Here is a 17,158-nt window from a genome sequence, read left to right as displayed (position 1 = left end):
TTTATGATTAAGCAGATTTAAATAACTATTGTAAATCGGCTTAACACCAGATGACCAGCTTATACATGTATAGCCATTCACTTGATATATTGAAGTTGAATACGTTTTTGAACAATCCACAATTCAAGCTTCATATTAGGTTCAATATATGTACTGTGGTTGCTACGACACATTTCCTATATATCGCCATCGCCTTAAATATAAAAAAGAAGGTGCCTCAATAGGAGCACCTTCTTTTTTTAGCTAATTCTTTTCAGTCATTGCTGCTTGTCGTGTCTTTTTCTCTGCCTTCTTTCGTTCACGTAAAGCTCGGAAAAAATCGGTTAGGATTTGTCCACATTCATCTGCTAAAATTCCTTCAGAAACTTCGCACTCATGGTTAAAGCGTGCATCATTTAATAAACGATAGAGTGAATCTACACAGCCTGCTTTTATATCCCTTGCTCCATAAACGACACGTGGTACACGGGATTGGAGGATTGCACCTGCACACATGGGGCAAGGCTCAAGCGTAACGTAAAGTGTTGTTTTTTCGAGACGCCAACTGCCGATTTTTTGACAAGCCTCTTGAATAACCATTAATTCAGCATGTGTTGTTGCATTTTGTGTTGTTTCTCGTAGGTTATGAGCTCTTGCAATAATTTCCCCATCATAAACAAGGACAGCCCCTATAGGTACTTCCCCAAGTATAGCTGCTTTTTTTGCTTCCTCTAATGCTTGTTTCATAAATAAACGATCTGTTTCAAAAATATCCACTAAATATCTCTCCTTAAAAGTAGTTTATCCTGCTTAATTGGTAATTGCTACTTTTAAATTCTTGCAGATTTCAGAAGCAATACGACAAGGCATAATTATTGATTGACATTCCTAAAATAACCATTTATATTTATATATGAACACATGCTCATATATAAATATAAATAAATGGGGGTAAACTAATATGGATGAAGAAATAAAAATAACGAAAATGGAAAATAGTCAGCATTTAGACGATGAGACATTATTTGTTGTGTCTCAAACTTTTAAGGCATTAAGTGACCCGACGAGAATTCGAATTTTAAATTTACTTTGTGCAGATGAGCATTCTGTCAATGACATTGCTGAAATTTTAGATTTAGGACAATCGACAGTTTCTCATCAATTACGGTTTCTAAAAAATTTACGATTAGTGAAATTTAGAAGAGAAGGTACAACTTTATTTTACTCAAAAGATGACGATCACATTATGAACTTATTGAAGCAAGCAATTGAGCATGCTGCACATAATTAAAGAACGGAGGGATTAATAATGGGACATAACCATGATCATGGCCATGATCATACACATGGCGCTAATAAAAAAGTGTTAATCGTATCATTTATTATTATTACTAGTTATATGGTTGTGGAAGCAATTGGTGGTTTTTTAACAAATAGTTTGGCTCTTTTATCGGATGCAGGTCATATGTTAAGTGACTCTATTTCATTAGCTATAGCTTTGCTCGCGTTTGTTTTTGGAGAAAAGGCAGCAAGCTATAGTAAAACATATGGTTATAAACGATTTGAAATTTTAGCGGCAGTATTAAATGGCGTTACATTGATTGGGATAGCATTATTTATTTTCTATGAAGCGATCGAACGATTTGCAAATCCCCCTGAAGTGGCTACTACAGGAATGCTTATTATAAGTACAATCGGTCTTTTGGTTAACATTTTAGTAGCATGGATTATGATGCGTGGAAGTGATACAAAGGACAATTTAAATATGCGTGGAGCTTTTTTACATGTACTGAGTGATATGCTAGGATCTGTAGGAGCTATTGTGGCTGCCTTACTAATTATGTTTTTTGGTTGGGGATGGGCTGATCCTCTAGCGAGTGTTATTGTTGCCTTATTAGTAATAAGAAGTGGCTACTATGTTACAAAATCCGCTATTCATGTATTAATGGAAGGAACACCCTCTAATGTGGATGTTCAGGAGATAATTCAATTAATTGAACAAACTGATGGAGTAGAAAGCATCCACGATCTACACATCTGGACAATTACTAGTGGAACCAATGCTTTGTCCTGTCATGCAGTTGTAAATAAGTACTTAAAAATTGTAGATGGTGAGCATATTCTACGAAAAATTGAACATAATCTTGAGCATAAGGGTATTAAACATGTAACCATTCAATTAGAAACGGCTTCCCATCCACATGAAAGCTCGATTTTATGTCAATTGAAAAATGTTCATGAGCATCATCATGAATAAAAAAAATTTTACGACTTGCATACCCTTCGTGGGTATAGTATGATGAAAATGAAATAGGAGGTGTAGTGAATGGAGGACATAGTAAAAGAGGATGCTTGTCATACAGAGGGAGCTACGTCTTGTCGAAAAAGCCATCACCCTGAGCGTGTGAAAAAGGATTTAACAACTCGTTTAAACCGTATAGAAGGTCAAATCCGGGGCATTAAGGGAATGATTGAAAAAGACGTTTATTGTGATGATGTTATTACGCAACTTTCTGCTACACAGTCTGCTTTGAATAGTGTAGCGAAAATTTTACTAGAAGGACATTTAAAGGGTTGTGTTGTGGATCGTCTATCGGAGGGCGATGATGCAGTTTTAGATGAATTAGTAGTAACGATTCAAAAGTTAATGAAAAAATAGATGTTTATAAAAAATAAAAAGGGAGAGATTTATTATGCAAAATGTAACATTAAATGTGCAAGGAATGTCATGTGGTCATTGTGTAAACGCAGTTGAAAAAAATGTTGGTGCTTTAACTGGTGTTGAACAAGTAAAAGTAAATTTAGCAGAAGGTTTAGTTGATGTTGCATTTGATGATGCACAAGTATCACTTGATCAAATTAAAGAGACAATTGATGATCAAGGCTATGAAGTAAAATAAAAATTGTAGAGTGCTGTGATGGCACTCTCTTATTTTCAAAAATATATACCCCCTGTCGGTATAAGGAGAGGTGAAAGGTAAATGAGTTCTGATCATAAGGAAGCTAATTTGCAAATTACAGGGATGACATGTGCGGCCTGTGCCACTCGAATAGAAAAAGGATTAAATAAAATGGATGGAGTAGAACAAGCAACGGTTAATTTAGCGCTTGAAAAATCATCTATTAAGTACGATCCAGCAAAGCTAAGTGAAGCAGATTTTGAAAAAAAGATAGAGGCGCTTGGCTATGGAGTAGTTAAACAAAAAACTGAACTTGATATTACAGGGATGACATGTGCGGCCTGTGCCACTCGAATAGAAAAAGGATTAAATAAAATGAGCGGCGTATCATCTGCCAATGTCAACCTAGCTCTTGAAAAAGCAATGATTGAGTTTAACCCATCAGAGGTGAACATTGCAGATATTATTGCAAAGGTTGAGAAGTTAGGTTACGGCGCCCATCAAAAGGCAGATGAGCAGGAAACAGAGGATCATCGAGAAAAGGTTATTAAACAGCAGCAACAAAAATTTATTTTATCGGCCATTCTATCCTTACCACTGCTTTGGACGATGGTCGGCCATTTTTCCTTTACATCGTTTTTATATGTGCCAGAATTCCTTATGAATCCATGGGTTCAAATGGTATTGGCTACACCCGTACAGTTTATTATTGGTAAGCAGTTTTATGTAGGGGCATATAAAGCATTGCGAAATGGCAGTGCAAATATGGATGTACTGGTTGTGATGGGGACATCAGCAGCTTATTTCTATAGTGTTTATCAAGCAATTGTGACGATAGGAACACATCATGGCCCACACCTCTATTTTGAAACAAGTGCTGTTTTAATTACATTAATTTTATTAGGGAAATTATTTGAGGCAAAAGCGAAAGGACGTTCATCTGAAGCTATAAAAAAACTAATGGGACTACAAGCCAAAACAGCCATTGTTGTACGAGACGGTATGGAGAGGGAAGTACCTTTAGAAGAAGTGATGATTGGTGATGTCATCCTAGTTAAACCAGGTGAGAAGATTCCCGTTGATGGAGAAGTTTTAGAAGGAACAACGGCTGTTGATGAATCCATGTTGACAGGAGAAAGTTTACCAGTTGATAAAAAGCAGGGCGATCAATTATTTGGATCAACCATTAATAAAAATGGTTTTATAAAAATGACAGCCACAAAGGTTGGCCGTGATACTGCCCTCGCACAAATTATTAAGGTAGTAGAAGATGCTCAAGGATCAAAAGCACCGATTCAACGTTTAGCAGACCAAATCTCAGGTGTTTTTGTACCAATTGTTGTTGGCATTGCGATTGTGACATTCATAGTTTGGATTATTTGGGTACGTCCTGGAGAATTTACCCCTGCTTTAGAGGTCTTAATTGCAGTACTGGTGATTGCTTGTCCATGTGCACTTGGTTTAGCCACACCGACCTCTATAATGGCCGGTTCGGGTCGCGCCGCTGAATTTGGCATTTTATTCAAAGGTGGCGAACATTTAGAACAAACACAAAGTATTGATACGGTAGTTGTAGATAAGACAGGGACAGTGACACATGGTAAGCCAGTGCTAACGGATGTTCTTTTAGCCCCAGACCAAGAGGAGACACACTTTTTATCATTAATCGGTGCAGCTGAGAAACAGTCGGAGCATCCACTTGCAGAGGCGATTGTTCATGGTATAGAAGAACGTGGTATTGCTTTAGGGGATGTTCAATTTTTTGAGGCAATTCCAGGTTACGGTGTGCAGGCAACGGTCTCAGGTCAAGGTGTTATCATTGGTACACGAAAATTAATGCAACAGTATGGCATCCAGCTAGATAGTATTTTACCTAAAATGGAGGAATTAGAGAGCAATGGCAAAACAGCAATGTTGGCTGCAATAAATGGCCAATATGCGGGGGTAGTTGCTGTTGCTGATACAGTAAAAGATACATCTAAAGAGGCTATTCATCGTTTACAGGATATGGGTATTACAGTCATTATGATGACGGGAGATAATGAACGTACAGCCCAGGCAATAGGAACAGAGGTAGGTGTTAACCAAGTTATTGCTGAAGTCTTACCAGAAGGAAAAGCAGATGAGGTGAAAAAGCTTCAAGCTCAAGGTAAAAATGTAGCGATGGTGGGAGATGGAATTAATGATGCACCTGCGCTAGCGACAGCGAATATTGGTATGGCCATTGGTACAGGGACAGATGTGGCGATGGAAGCGGCAGATATTACGTTAATCCGTGGTGATTTAAATAGTATTGCGGACGCTATTCTTATGAGTAGAAAAACAATGCGTAATATTAAACAAAATCTGTTTTGGGCATTTGCTTACAATACTTTAGGTATTCCGATTGCTGCAATTGGTCTACTTGCTCCGTGGGTGGCAGGGGCAGCAATGGCTTTCAGTTCTGTATCAGTTGTATTAAATGCTCTACGTTTACAGCGAGTGAAATTGTGAAGATGAAAAGACATTGGGATACATATCCTCAATGTCTTTTTTCAAACTATACGGGGAAAAATCTCATACTTAATTTTCATAGGTTGATTCTGTTTTTCATTTTATCACTATGATAAAATGAAAGGTACTGATTCATTTATGTAGGACACAATGATCGAATCCATAGAACAAAAGGAGGAGCTTCTGGTGACGGTTCCATTTGTTACGGTAGAAGGTCCGATTGGTGTTGGTAAAACCTCTTTATCGAAAGAGATAGCAGCGACATTTAATTACCATCTATTAAAAGAAATTGTAGACGAAAACCCTTTTTTAAATAAGTTTTATGAAAATATTGAGGAGTGGAGTTTCCAAACGGAAATGTTCTTCCTATGTAATCGCTATAAGCAATTAACGGACATTAAAAAATTCCGATTAGCTCATGCCAAGCCAGTTGTAGCAGACTATCATATTTTTAAGAATTTAATATTTGCGAAGCGTACACTGGCATCTACCGAATACGAAAAGTATGAGGAAATTTATAAAATATTAACAAAAGATATGCCTGTACCTAATGTAGTTGTTTATTTACATGCAAGCGTTGAAACATTGATGAAACGAATTGCCATGCGTGGACGAGACTTTGAAAAAATGATATCACGCGATTACATGGAGCAGCTCGTTATCGATTATCATTCTTTTATCGAACATTTTGAGAAAATGCATCCTGAAATACCAGTTATTCGATTTAATGGAGATCAGCTCGATTTTGTGAAAAATCCAGACGATTTAAATTATGTTTTGAAAATAATTAAGGATACGTTACAAAAAAGGAGTTTGCAATAATGAATTTAAGAGAGAAATACGATATTCCTCCACAAACCGTCATCACGATTGCCGGTACTGTAGGCGTAGGAAAGTCCACGATGACAAAAGCTTTAGCAGAAGCACTGAATTTCCGTACATCCTTCGAAAAAGTAGATACCAATCCATATCTTGATAAATTTTATGAGGATTTTGAAAAGTGGAGCTTCCATTTACAAGTTTATTTTTTAGCAGAGCGTTTTAAGGAACAAAAACGTATTTTTGAGTATGGTGGAGGGTTTATACAAGACCGCTCTATTTATGAAGATACTGGGATTTTCGCAAAAATGCATTATGATAAGGGAACAATGAGCCCAACAGATTATGAAACGTACACGAATTTGTTTGATGCTATGGTAATGACACCGTATTTCCCACATCCCGATTTACTTGTTTATCTTGAAGGACCGATTGATGCTGTTATTGGGCGAATACAAGAACGTGGGCGCGCAATGGAGCAACAAACGCCAAATGATTATTGGATAGAAATGCATGAACGTTATGAAAACTGGATTAATAATTTTAATTCCTGTCCAGTTCTACGTTTAGATATTAATGATTATGATTTATTAAAAAATCCTGATGCAATTGAATCAATTGTGAGCCGTATCAGTCATATGCTAAAACAAACAAGCCATTTAAGAAAATAGAAGAGCAAGAAACGACCAAAGAACGTGAAACAATACATGACTGATTGTTTCACGTTTTTTGAATAGGAGGGATTACTATAAGAATTGCAGTGTATTGCGGATCTGGCATAGGGAAAAGTCCAGTATATGGGGAGAAAGCGGCAGAGCTAGGTGCTGTATTAGCTAAGCACGGACATGGTGTTGTTTACGGTGGTTCCAAAACAGGATTAATGGGAAAGGTTGCGGATGCTGTTTTAGCAGCGGGTGGAGAGGTGATTGGTGTTATGCCAACTCATTTACAGAAGCGAGAACTGGCTCATGCTTCATTAACAGAAATTCATTTTGTAGAGTCCATGCATATTCGAAAAGCTAAAATGGCGGAGCTGGCTGATGCATTTATTGCTCTTCCAGGAGGCGCAGGGACTTTGGACGAATATTTCGAAGTTTTTACTTGGGCACAAATTGGCCTTCATGAAAAACCTGTTATTTTATATAACGTAAATGGTTTCTATGACGCACTCTTACAGCATTTTAAAATAATGCTAAAGGAAGGATTTATACGATCTGAACAGAAATCCTTCTTCCGTATAGCAAATACAGCAGATGATATATTACGGTTACTAAAAAAACATGGGTGAATATTCCCCGTGTTTTTTATAATATTAAATAAACGGTAAAAAATAGAAATGGATGAGGTGAATTATGCAAGGTGCAGATACTCAAGTGACTGATGATTTAGTAGTGCAAGCTATTGAGCGCAATATAGCAATTATTCGTTTTGATATGGATCGAAGAGTTGCCTATGTAAATGAGCTGTTTGCTAAAACATTAGGCTATACCGTACAAGAATTGCTTGGAAAGAATCATAAAGATTTTTGTTTACCGAATTTCGTTCATAGTCCAGCATACGAACAGTTTTGGCGCAATTTAGTAGCAGGGAATAGTTATCAGGATAAAATTGAAAGAATTGATGCGAATGGACATAGGGTTTGGCTGGAGGCTACGTATATGCCCGTTTTCGCCAATCACTCAAATAAAGTAATTGGCGTTTCAAAAATTGCTACGAATATTACTGAACGTCAAAATGAAATAACTAATGTAGCCGATCAATTGAAGGAAATGTCTAATGGACTTCATCAACGCTCAGAAACCGGTATTCAAAATAGTCAAGAATTACTGAGCACCATTCAAGAGGTTTCACAGGAATCAAAAGAAAATGTCAGCAATCTTACACAGCTACAGAATCAAGCTGATTCCATTAAAGGTATTGTGAAAACCATTCAAGAGATTGCTGCCCAAACCAATTTACTAGCTTTGAATGCAGCGATCGAAGCCGCAAGAGCTGGAGAATATGGTCGAGGTTTTGACGTAGTGGCAAAAGAGGTGAGAAAGCTTTCCGTTAGAGTAGAGCAATCCATTTCAGAAGTGAAGGATAATATAGAGGGGATAGAGCGGGAAATTAGTCAAGTGACAGACAGTATTACAAAAATAGCTGAAAAAGTAGAAAAGACACACGAACAAATTACTATTACGACTAAAGATTTTAGTGAAATCGCATCTGCAGCAGAAGCATTAGACGAGCAGTCCAAGCAATTTATTGAAATTATTTAAGTTCAATATTTTAGTAGATATATTGATATAGTATAAGTGGTTTCATTACAATATTTGTGTAAGACTTTCATTAATCATAATAGGGGTGTTATGGATGACAAAAGTGGAAGTAAGTTTTCAGCATGTGCCAACAACAGCTATTTCAGATGCAACAGGTGGGCATACGAATTTGTGTAGTACTATTAAACCGCTAGCCGATCATTTTAAAATTGCTGGACGTGCGGTAACCGTACGTTTACCAGATGGAGAAAATGGTGCAGTGTTGGAGGCTATTAGAGCGGCCAATGAAGGAGATATTTTAGTTATAGATGCAAAGGGAAACACCAATCGAGCGGTAGCAGGAGATTTTGTGGTGTCCTTAGCAAAGGGTGTTGGAGTACAAGGTTTTGTAGTTGACGGCGTAATTCGTGATATTGCTGCTATACGTGAGTTAGATTTCCCTGTATTCTCTTTAGGTACAACAGTAGCTGCTGGTAATAAAAATGGGGGTGGCAAAGTAAATGTGCCCATTGCCATTGGAGGAGTGACGGTTCACCCAGGCGACTATATTATTGGAGATGTCGATGGTGTCATTGTTGTACCACAGCAAGATGCTGAAAAAGTAATCGAAGCTGCGGAAGAAAAGATGTTAAAAGATGAAAAGCGTGCACATGAAGCACATGCAAACGGCAAAGAATCCATTCTTGCGTACTTAGATAAAGTGCTTGGAAATTAAATAAAACTCTCACGATGCCATCCAACATCGTGAGAGTTTTTTATTTTATGCTAAATTTTCATTTTCATTAAAGTAATTCTTCATTTTTTCGCGATCGAAACGGCCTTCCCATTTCGCCATCACTAATGACGCTAATGAGTTACCAATTACGTTAACAACTGTACGTCCCATGTCAAGGATACGGTCAATACCAGCAATAAATGCTAGTCCTTCTAATGGAATGCCAACAGTACCTAAAGTGGCTAGCAGTACGACGAAGGATACCCCCGGAACACCTGCAATCCCTTTCGAAGTAACCATCAATACAAGCATTAACGTAATTTGTTCACCAATGCTAAGGTGAATACCGTACATTTGCGCAATAAATAATGCTGCAATCGCTTGATATAGCGTTGATCCGTCTAAGTTAAAGGAGTAACCGGTAGGTATAACAAAGGATACAATATCCTTCGGAGCCCCTAATTTCTCCATTTTTAACATAATACGCGGTAATACAGCTTCAGAACTTGCGGTTGAGAATGCTAAGATCAACTCATCCTTTAACACTTTAATTAAATAGAAGATGCTGATTCCTGCAAATTTTGCCACAAGGCCAAGAACAACAAAGATGAAGAATAACATGGTTGCATAAACAAGGATGGCTAATTTGGCAAGTGGAACCAGTGAAGCAAACCCATATTTGGAAACGGTTACACCAATTAAACCAAATACCCCGATTGGCGCAAACTTCATTACGAGGTTAGTTACCCAGAACATAGCATCTGCAACCCCTTGGAAGAAGTCTAAGACTGGCTTTCCTCGTTCACCAACTGCTGCAACCCCTAAACCAAAAATAACTGAGAAGAAGATAATCGCAAGCATATTACCCTCAGCCATAGACTGAATAATATTTGTTGGGACAATACCTACAATAATATCGAATGGTCCCTCATGCTGTACTTCTTCAGTTGTTGTTACATATTTCGAAATATCCCCTTGAGATAATTCACTCATGTTTATTCCAGCACCTGGTTGGAAAATATTCGCCGAAAGTAATCCAACTAAGATTGCTACTGTCGTTATAATTTCAAAGTAAATAATGGATTTCCCGCCTAATCGTCCAAGCTGCTTCATGTCTCCAGTACCAGCAACACCAACGATTAATGTCGAAATAATAATGGGAACAACAATCATCTTAATAAGATGTAAAAAGATATCCCCTAATGGTTGTAAATATGTCTCAATCTTGGGGTTTCCATAAAAAATACCACCAACAATGATCCCTAAAATCAAGCCGATTAAAATTTGAACGGCTAGACTGATTTTAAATTTCTTCTTCAAACCCTTTGTACCCCCTGATATTAAATTTTTAGGACACGCCTTACTTTAATAATACGGAGGACTTATGGAATCCGACAAAATCCGAGAAAATTAATTTACTTTTGTTAAAATGTCTGAATATAGCACTTGAATAAACTTCTTAATATTTACCTTTGCTTTACGATTATCATGGTCTTCAATTTGAGTCATGAGTTGACGAATTTCTTTAAAATCAAAATAGCGAGGGGCATAGTATTCAAACTCAGAGTTGGTGTAATCGACAACGCCTAAATTTGCCAGATTAATCATGGCAGCTAATATTGTTCTGCGCACACGCTGCTCTATGGCTTTACTTTCCTTCAAAATTTCATCAGGTGTAGCCTTTGTTACAGCTGCGATTTCCTCGTAGAGCTCCTTTAATGGAGGAAGGGGTGCAATCTTATGCTGATGAGCAAGTAAAGTTTCGATAATAGCTATAATATCCTCGCTCCCAATTTCACCTACAATCCCCATATCATTTAATATGGACTGAATATGATCACGTGAAGTTGCTTTATTTGCTTTTTGTTCACTTAATTCAATATTTGTAAGCGATTGACGAATAACTAACAGTGAATTTTTTAGCCGAAATTGTTCGGTAGTTTTTTTTAAAACGTTTTCTACCTCAATGCGGTTAATTGGTTTATGAATGAAGAATTCTATTCCTTGTTCATAAGCCTCACCAACCATTTCTTTATTCACGACCTGAGAAATCATGATAAATTGGCCCTCAAAACGATTTTGAATAAGATGCTCGACTGTTGCTATACCATCAAGCTTTGGCATCAGCAAATCGATTAGCACAAACTCCGGCTGGGTCATTAAAATTTGGGGTATGGCATCCTCACCATTGCGAGCTTCGCCAATCACTGTACCTAACCCACTATCTTCAATAATTTGTTTTAACATGACACGACTTGCACGATCGTCGTCTACAATAAAATACCTCATTTAAGTCTCTCCCGTTTGAATAGTTTGCGTAGGAATTATGATTTTAAACGTTGTGTATTGATTGTTTGATTCAACGGTTATGGAGCCCTTTAATTTTTCTATTAGTTCAGCAACATGCGAAAGGCCAATGCCAGTTGCTGCGACACCATCTATATTATATTTGGTGGTAAATCCAGGTTCAAAAATAATAGAAAAATCCTTCTGTGAAATTCCCTTTCCAGTATCACATATTGTTATTACAGTATTATCCTCTTGTCGTTGAATAGCAATAGAAATGATACCTTGCTCTTCGATAGCCTCCACCGCATTAGCAGTTAAATTATTTAAAAGAGCGAGCAATGCAATATGTTCCCTTGTTTGAAAATCGAAGTCTATACTTGTTTGGAATTCGATATTTTTCCCAAGCAATTCAGCGTATTTACTATTGCCATCTTCTATATAATGCAATAATTCAGATAATACAAAAGGACCAAAGCTCCTTTCACCAACAATCTTTGAAATGCCTGCATATATTCGTTGTGAATCCTTTTTCACTTCATGGATTTCCTGGGCAATATGAAGAGCTTGTAAGCTTTCCGCTCGATATCCTTGAGCTTTTAATTGTCGATATAATTCAAATCCGCTAGCTGTTATGGTTTCAATATGATTCATGGATTTTTTTAAATACAGGGTCTCAACATAGAGATCAGATCCAATATTAAGCATCTCTTGAACACGTTTTTTTTGTTCGGCAATCAATATAGAGCTATAAATACCAACTACAAAAAAGCTTCGTAATAAGGCCACCGCTAACAAAATCAAAAGGTCATGAAGAAATAGAAATGTATAGGTTTGTACAAAAAAACGGAAAATTTGTTCTGCTAAGTTACTAATGACCTCACTAAAAGCAACGAGTAAACCAAGCTTTAGTGGTTTTTCCCTATATGTTTGGACATCTAAAATTCGTAGGCATATAGCAAACAATACATAAAATAATCCCGCTGGTAAATGGTTAAAAATGCTCTCTAATACGGATATATCATGTAAATATGAATTGAAAACACGAAAAAAGATGGTCACTATACTTGTCGCGAACCCAGCTAAAATAATAGGTGTAGGTTTAATTAATGTGCATAAGAAAAAGATTATGGTACCTAAACCAAAGCGAAAAGTCGTATTGGCAAACGGCATAATTTTAATCTCACTGCCTATTGCGGTCATGATAGCAATTAAAATCACCCAAGTGAGGGAAGTGCGAGCTATATTCTTTTTCGGTGGCAATTTGACAACCTCCAATAAGCGATATAATAAAAAAATACCACAACCGAGGCGGAAGTGGTATTTAACAAGTAATACATACAATTTTGGCAAAAAAAAACGGCTACATTCGTAGTCGGAAATTAAAAACTGGAGGAGGTAGAGGGATTCGAACCCCCGCGCGGTGTTACCCGCCTGTCGGTTTTCAAGACCGATCCCTTCAGCCAGACTTGGGTATACCTCCATGTTATATTGCTTTGCTGTCTTTCGACAAAAATAAATTTATCATAACTTAAAACTCAAGTCAACAATTTTTTTAAAAATTTAGTAATGCTAAAATACATGGGTAATAAATAATTTGTGCATTAAGTTGCAATTTATACAAACAGTCAGTATACTAGTTATTGCCGTGCTAGGTGGGAAGGTAGCGGTGTCCTGTAACTCGCAATCCGCTCTAGCGAGACTGAATTCCTTTTTCGAGGCTGTCCGTATTGTTTGGTCTGCCTTCTGCACGTAGTGTTGACGATTGGGTCCTGCGCAATGGATACCCATGAACCATGTCAGGTCCGGAAGGAAGCAGCATTAAGTGGTCATATCCATGTGCCGCGGGGTTGCCTAATCTGAGCTAACGACAGGAGTAACGCTTATGTGCGGCTGTCAAGGAAAGGTGCACGGCATTAAATTGCCAACTCAAAGCATCCGTCTACTATAAGGCGGATGCTTTTTTTATTTTTATTTAGTAACTTCATTTTATATATAAGGCAGCAAATGCTATAATAAGACTATTCTATTTAATGGAGAAGGAGAGAAGGAAAACAGTGACGTATCAAGCATTTTACCGTGTGTATCGGCCGCAGTCTTTTCGAGAGATGTCTGGTCAAGCGCATGTCAAAAGAACGCTACAAAATGCTCTCCTAGCGAATAAAACAACGCATGCTTACCTTTTTTCTGGACCACGTGGTACAGGGAAAACAAGTACAGCTAAAATTTTTGCAAAAGCTTTAAATTGTGAACATGCGCCTTCGGAAGAGCCTTGTAACGAATGTGCTACATGTTTAAGTATTACGGACGGCTCGCATCCTGATGTCATTGAATTTGACGCAGCTTCAAATTCACGTGTGGAAGAGATTAGAGATATTATAGAAAAAGTTCGTTTTGCTCCTGCAAGCAGTAGATACAAGGTGTACATTATTGATGAAGTGCATATGCTTTCTACAAGCGCTTTTAACGCTCTTTTGAAAACTTTAGAAGAGCCGCCTCCCCATGCAGTTTTTATTTTAGCAACAACTGAGCCTCATAAATTGCCTGCTACAATTATTTCCCGTTGTCAGCGCTTTGATTTTAAACGACTTTCTACCAATGATATTATTGAACGTATGAAAGTTGTATTAGAAGATATTGAGCTGCCATATGAAGAGCAAGGCTTAAAGGTAATTGCGCAATCTGCTGCAGGAGGAATGCGTGATGCTTTGAGTTTATTGGACCAAGTAGTATCTTTCAGTGGAGAGAAGCTAAAGCTTGAGGATACATTGTTAGTTACAGGTTCAATAAGCCAGGAAGTTTTTTATGATCTAGCCAATGCACTCAAAGCGAAAGATGTTGCACAAATGCTTGCCCTTTTAGAACAACTAATTACTGATGGTAAAGACCCACTTCGTCTTTCAGAAGACTTAATTACATTTTTCCGTGATTTATTATTACTTCAAACAAGTGAAGATTTAGCAGAATTATTAGAGCTCGTGTCTCCTGAGGAACGTGTATTATCCTTGGCCCATGAATTTGCACCGGATATGCTTTATGGCTATATTGATATACTTGCGAAAACTCAGCAAGAAATGCGCTTCTCTCACCATACAAAAATTTATTTAGAAACGGCATTACTTAAAATGGTACAGTTTTCGGGAGGGAGCACTAATCAAGCAATAAGTCCAACGAGTGATACGGTGATTAGCCCTGATCTCGCTCAAAAAATTGTAGCACTTGAGCAAATGGTTCAACAATTATCTCTACAATTACAATCAGGAGCTCCTGCGCAAGCATCGCAAGCGCCAAAAGAGCAAAGACCACGTGCTAAAAATCCAAACGGCTATAAGGCTCCAACAGGTCGTATCCAAGAGGTACTAAAAGACGCTACAAAGCAAGATGTCCAACGTATAAAATCAATTTGGGCACAAGCACTAAATCAACTGCAAAAATCGCAGTCTGCACTTTTAGCTGAAGCCGAACCAGTTGCGGCATCTTCAAGTGCTTTTGTGTTAAAATTCAAGTATGATATTCATTGTCAGATGGTTGCAGATAATCAGTCTTTAAAGGCTCACTTCACCCAATTAATTGCAGGACAAACTGGTATAATGTACGAAATGCTTTGTATACCAGAAGAATCTTGGTTAAAAATGCGTGAAGAGTTTATCCGTGATCATAGTATGCAGCATAAAAAAATATCAGCTGCATCAGAGAATGGTGAGGAATTATTAGAACCACCACCGGCAGAAATATCGGATGAGCCATTTATCGATGATGCTCAGCCACTTGCTTCACAGGATCCACTTGTGACAGAGGCAGAAAAGCTCTTTGGTAAAGACTTTGTTGAAATTATGGAAGATTAAATTTTTAGGAGGAAAACATTTATGCGTGGAATGGGAAATATGCAAGGTATGATGAAAAAAATGCAAAAAATGCAAAAAGAAATGATGGAGGCTCAAGAGGCACTAAATGCAGAGCAGTTTGAAGGTGTTGCGGGTGGCGGCATGGTAAAGGTAACTGTGTCTGGTCAACGTGAAGTTGTGTCAGTAAATCTTGATGAATCTGTAGTAGATCCAGAGGATATTGAAATGCTACAAGACTTAATCGTTATTGCTACTAATGAGGCATTAAAAAAAGTAGAAGAAAAAACGAACTCAACGATGGGTAAATTCACTCAAGGCTTAAACCTTCCATTCTAGGAGGTATCCATATGTACTACCCAGAACCAATATCAAAATTGATCGATAGTTTTATGAAATTGCCAGGTATCGGGCCGAAAACTGCGGCTCGTCTGGCGTTTTTTGTGTTATCAATGAAGGAAGAAGATGTCTTATCTTTTTCTAAAGCATTAATTGATGCTAAACGGAATTTAAGCTATTGTTCCGTGTGTGGCAATATTACAGATGTAGACCCGTGTCACATATGTACAGATAAACAACGAGATCATTCTATTATTTGTGTTGTTCAAGACACAAAAGATGTAATTGCGATGGAAAAAATGCGTGACTATAATGGTATGTACCATGTACTACAGGGTGCGATATCACCAATGGATGGCATTGGCCCAGAGGATATCAATGTAGCTTCCCTGTTAGTCCGGTTGCACGATGAAAGTGTCCAAGAGCTTATTCTAGCTACGAATTCAACTATTGAAGGCGAAGCAACAGCTATGTATATATCTCGCCTTGTCAAACCGTCAGGTATTCGTACGACCCGCATAGCGCATGGGTTACCAGTAGGCGGGGACTTAGAATATGCAGATGAGGTAACGTTATCGAAGGCAATGGAAGGTCGACGTGAGTTGTGAGTGGGGGATTAATATGTTCTTCCGTAGTAAAGGAAAGCTGAAAAAAGAGTTCGATGATAGGCTAGTAAATCTTATAAAAGAAACAAAAGAGGATTTACAACAAGCAAAGATAATAGAAGAACTAATGGACGACTATGATCTAGGGGCGATTGCTCAACGAAAAGCGGCGGAAAGCATTCATTTTTATTTATTTAAAGAAGCTAGAATTCGCAGGGTGTTAATAAAATAGTTCTATTGGCTATTCATAGAAGCAATACAGGAAACATAAACTTTCATAATTATTTTTTTGAGGAGGTAACCATATGTCTTGGTTAGTAATTATGAGTATTTGTGTTCCTGTAGGGCTTCTTTTTCTTTATGTCATAATAAGACATGCTAAGCTTGGCAAAATTTTAGAAGGTTTATCTGTCTTTTGGTTTCGATTTGCATTTGCTTTCCTACTATTATTTATGATTCATTTAGGTATTGGTTATATAGGATATAACGTGCCCATCAATCTTTTCTCAGTCTTAACGATTGCCGTTTTAGGTATTCCAGGGGTTCTAGGCATAACAGCTTTAATATTTATTTTATAAAATGCTTGCAATATAATAATATTATGGTATAGTTATAGAAGTCGCCAATATAACTGGTTGAAACGAAATATAAATTAAAAATTTATGTTGACACATTATATGCGACGTGATATTATATAAGAGTTGCTGTTGAAAGACACTGACTAACAACATGAACCTTGAAAACTGAACAAGCAAAACGTAATCAATAAAGTTTTAAGTAGCTAGCCTAGCTAGTGAACGAAACAAAATTTTGGACATCAAAATTGATGCCAGCAAAACAATTTGAGCTAATCAAATTTCTTTTATGGAGAGTTTGATCCTGGCTCAGGACGAACGCTGGCGGCGTGCCTAATACATGC

19 protein-coding genes, 1 tRNA gene, 1 rRNA gene and 1 other RNA gene are annotated in these 17,158 nt (G+C 37.5%); 17 read left to right on the top strand and 5 right to left on the bottom strand.

Going from position 1 to position 17,158, the window contains the following annotated elements; all coding sequences use genetic code 11:
• Positions 1-243: 243 nt before the first annotated feature.
• Positions 244-756, bottom strand: coding sequence for a tRNA adenosine(34) deaminase TadA (gene tadA / locus ACOZBY_RS21500; protein WP_031418649.1), 513 nt, complete (start codon positions 754-756; stop codon positions 244-246).
• A 184-nt stretch (positions 757-940) separates the two neighbouring features.
• Between tadA and ACOZBY_RS21495 the strand changes: the two genes are divergently transcribed.
• The 10 genes from ACOZBY_RS21495 (at position 941) to ACOZBY_RS21450 (ending at position 9,167) form a co-directional block, all read left to right on the top strand.
• Positions 941-1,270 (top strand): ArsR/SmtB family transcription factor, encoded by a 330-nt coding sequence (locus ACOZBY_RS21495; RefSeq protein WP_012291845.1) that lies wholly within the window; start codon positions 941-943, stop codon positions 1,268-1,270.
• A gap of 18 nt (positions 1,271-1,288) precedes the next feature.
• On the top strand, positions 1,289-2,236 hold the full coding sequence (locus ACOZBY_RS21490; RefSeq protein ID WP_012291846.1) for a cation diffusion facilitator family transporter: 948 nt from the start codon (positions 1,289-1,291) through the stop codon (positions 2,234-2,236).
• 69 nt (positions 2,237-2,305) lie between these two features.
• On the top strand, positions 2,306-2,638 hold the full coding sequence (locus tag ACOZBY_RS21485; protein ID WP_008179668.1) for a metal-sensitive transcriptional regulator: 333 nt from the start codon (positions 2,306-2,308) through the stop codon (positions 2,636-2,638).
• 34 nt (positions 2,639-2,672) lie between these two features.
• Positions 2,673-2,879, top strand: coding sequence for a copper chaperone CopZ (gene copZ, locus ACOZBY_RS21480; protein ID WP_012291847.1), 207 nt, complete (start codon positions 2,673-2,675; stop codon positions 2,877-2,879).
• Between the two features lie 81 nt (positions 2,880-2,960).
• Complete coding sequence (locus tag ACOZBY_RS21475; protein ID WP_325882225.1) at positions 2,961-5,372, top strand: heavy metal translocating P-type ATPase; 2,412 nt, start codon at positions 2,961-2,963, stop codon at positions 5,370-5,372.
• A 186-nt stretch (positions 5,373-5,558) separates the two neighbouring features.
• Positions 5,559-6,194, top strand: coding sequence for a deoxynucleoside kinase (locus tag ACOZBY_RS21470; protein WP_036160336.1), 636 nt, complete (start codon positions 5,559-5,561; stop codon positions 6,192-6,194).
• Positions 6,194-6,862 (top strand): deoxynucleoside kinase, encoded by a 669-nt coding sequence (locus ACOZBY_RS21465; RefSeq protein ID WP_031418652.1) that lies wholly within the window; start codon positions 6,194-6,196, stop codon positions 6,860-6,862. Before ACOZBY_RS21470 ends, ACOZBY_RS21465 begins: the two co-directional genes overlap by 1 nt.
• Positions 6,863-6,951: 89 nt before the next feature.
• Positions 6,952-7,479 carry a TIGR00730 family Rossman fold protein gene (locus ACOZBY_RS21460; RefSeq protein ID WP_036166758.1) on the top strand — a complete coding sequence of 176 codons (528 nt, stop codon included), beginning with the start codon at positions 6,952-6,954 and terminating at the stop codon, positions 7,477-7,479.
• A gap of 64 nt (positions 7,480-7,543) precedes the next feature.
• A complete protein-coding gene (locus ACOZBY_RS21455; RefSeq protein WP_200990786.1) occupies positions 7,544-8,452 on the top strand; it encodes a methyl-accepting chemotaxis protein in 909 nt (302 codons plus the stop codon).
• 94 nt (positions 8,453-8,546) lie between these two features.
• Positions 8,547-9,167 carry an RraA family protein gene (locus ACOZBY_RS21450; protein WP_200990787.1) on the top strand — a complete coding sequence of 207 codons (621 nt, stop codon included), beginning with the start codon at positions 8,547-8,549 and terminating at the stop codon, positions 9,165-9,167.
• A 45-nt stretch (positions 9,168-9,212) separates the two neighbouring features.
• Here the strand turns inward: ACOZBY_RS21450 and ACOZBY_RS21445 are convergent, their stop codons facing one another.
• The 4 genes from ACOZBY_RS21445 to ACOZBY_RS21430 form a co-directional block, all read right to left on the bottom strand.
• Positions 9,213-10,487: a cation:dicarboxylate symporter family transporter gene (locus ACOZBY_RS21445; RefSeq protein ID WP_200990788.1), complete on the bottom strand. Its 1,275-nt coding sequence runs from the start codon at positions 10,485-10,487 to the stop codon at positions 9,213-9,215.
• Between the two features lie 90 nt (positions 10,488-10,577).
• Complete coding sequence (locus ACOZBY_RS21440; RefSeq protein WP_012291855.1) at positions 10,578-11,456, bottom strand: response regulator; 879 nt, start codon at positions 11,454-11,456, stop codon at positions 10,578-10,580.
• The gene (locus ACOZBY_RS21435; protein WP_063389789.1) at positions 11,457-12,716 is read right to left on the bottom strand and encodes a sensor histidine kinase; all 1,260 of its coding nucleotides are present in this window, start codon (positions 12,714-12,716) and stop codon (positions 11,457-11,459) included.
• A gap of 127 nt (positions 12,717-12,843) precedes the next feature.
• Positions 12,844-12,936: transfer RNA gene (locus tag ACOZBY_RS21430), tRNA-Ser, on the bottom strand.
• Between the two features lie 163 nt (positions 12,937-13,099).
• Here ACOZBY_RS21430 and ffs point away from each other — a divergent pair.
• From ffs to ACOZBY_RS21395, 7 genes are all read left to right on the top strand, one after another.
• An RNA gene (gene ffs / locus ACOZBY_RS21425) (signal recognition particle sRNA large type) lies at positions 13,100-13,367 on the top strand.
• A gap of 143 nt (positions 13,368-13,510) precedes the next feature.
• The gene (dnaX, locus tag ACOZBY_RS21420) at positions 13,511-15,298 is read left to right on the top strand and encodes a DNA polymerase III subunit gamma/tau (RefSeq protein WP_031419466.1); all 1,788 of its coding nucleotides are present in this window, start codon (positions 13,511-13,513) and stop codon (positions 15,296-15,298) included.
• Positions 15,299-15,319: 21 nt separating this feature from the next.
• Positions 15,320-15,634 carry a YbaB/EbfC family nucleoid-associated protein gene (locus ACOZBY_RS21415; protein WP_004233957.1) on the top strand — a complete coding sequence of 105 codons (315 nt, stop codon included), beginning with the start codon at positions 15,320-15,322 and terminating at the stop codon, positions 15,632-15,634.
• Between the two features lie 11 nt (positions 15,635-15,645).
• The gene (gene recR, locus ACOZBY_RS21410; protein WP_031419468.1) at positions 15,646-16,242 is read left to right on the top strand and encodes a recombination mediator RecR; all 597 of its coding nucleotides are present in this window, start codon (positions 15,646-15,648) and stop codon (positions 16,240-16,242) included.
• Between the two features lie 13 nt (positions 16,243-16,255).
• A complete protein-coding gene (locus ACOZBY_RS21405; RefSeq protein ID WP_008179697.1) occupies positions 16,256-16,471 on the top strand; it encodes a YaaL family protein in 216 nt (71 codons plus the stop codon).
• A gap of 73 nt (positions 16,472-16,544) precedes the next feature.
• On the top strand, positions 16,545-16,817 hold the full coding sequence (locus tag ACOZBY_RS21400; RefSeq protein ID WP_008179699.1) for a pro-sigmaK processing inhibitor BofA family protein: 273 nt from the start codon (positions 16,545-16,547) through the stop codon (positions 16,815-16,817).
• Between the two features lie 283 nt (positions 16,818-17,100).
• Positions 17,101-17,158, top strand: a 16S ribosomal RNA gene (locus ACOZBY_RS21395); the annotation flags it as partial.

Source organism: Lysinibacillus sp. NPDC056220, assembly GCF_049315265.1.
GTDB classification, from domain to species: Bacteria; Bacillota; Bacilli; order Bacillales_A; family Planococcaceae; genus Lysinibacillus; species Lysinibacillus pinottii.
This window is presented reverse-complemented; position numbering and strand designations above follow the sequence as displayed.

Coding starts and splice junctions, on each gene's coding strand:
- ACOZBY_RS21440 (WP_012291855.1), bottom strand. CDS start 11,456: ATGAGGTATTTTATTGTAGACGACGATCGTGCAAGTCGTGTCATGTTA.
- ACOZBY_RS21415 (WP_004233957.1), top strand. CDS start 15,320: ATGCGTGGAATGGGAAATATGCAAGGTATGATGAAAAAAATGCAAAAA.
- copZ (WP_012291847.1), top strand. CDS start 2,673: ATGCAAAATGTAACATTAAATGTGCAAGGAATGTCATGTGGTCATTGT.
- ACOZBY_RS21450 (WP_200990787.1), top strand. CDS start 8,547: ATGACAAAAGTGGAAGTAAGTTTTCAGCATGTGCCAACAACAGCTATT.
- ACOZBY_RS21400 (WP_008179699.1), top strand. CDS start 16,545: ATGTCTTGGTTAGTAATTATGAGTATTTGTGTTCCTGTAGGGCTTCTT.
- recR (WP_031419468.1), top strand. CDS start 15,646: ATGTACTACCCAGAACCAATATCAAAATTGATCGATAGTTTTATGAAA.
- ACOZBY_RS21465 (WP_031418652.1), top strand. CDS start 6,194: ATGAATTTAAGAGAGAAATACGATATTCCTCCACAAACCGTCATCACG.
- ACOZBY_RS21490 (WP_012291846.1), top strand. CDS start 1,289: ATGGGACATAACCATGATCATGGCCATGATCATACACATGGCGCTAAT.
- ACOZBY_RS21455 (WP_200990786.1), top strand. CDS start 7,544: ATGCAAGGTGCAGATACTCAAGTGACTGATGATTTAGTAGTGCAAGCT.
- ACOZBY_RS21405 (WP_008179697.1), top strand. CDS start 16,256: ATGTTCTTCCGTAGTAAAGGAAAGCTGAAAAAAGAGTTCGATGATAGG.
- ACOZBY_RS21495 (WP_012291845.1), top strand. CDS start 941: ATGGATGAAGAAATAAAAATAACGAAAATGGAAAATAGTCAGCATTTA.
- ACOZBY_RS21485 (WP_008179668.1), top strand. CDS start 2,306: ATGGAGGACATAGTAAAAGAGGATGCTTGTCATACAGAGGGAGCTACG.
- ACOZBY_RS21475 (WP_325882225.1), top strand. CDS start 2,961: ATGAGTTCTGATCATAAGGAAGCTAATTTGCAAATTACAGGGATGACA.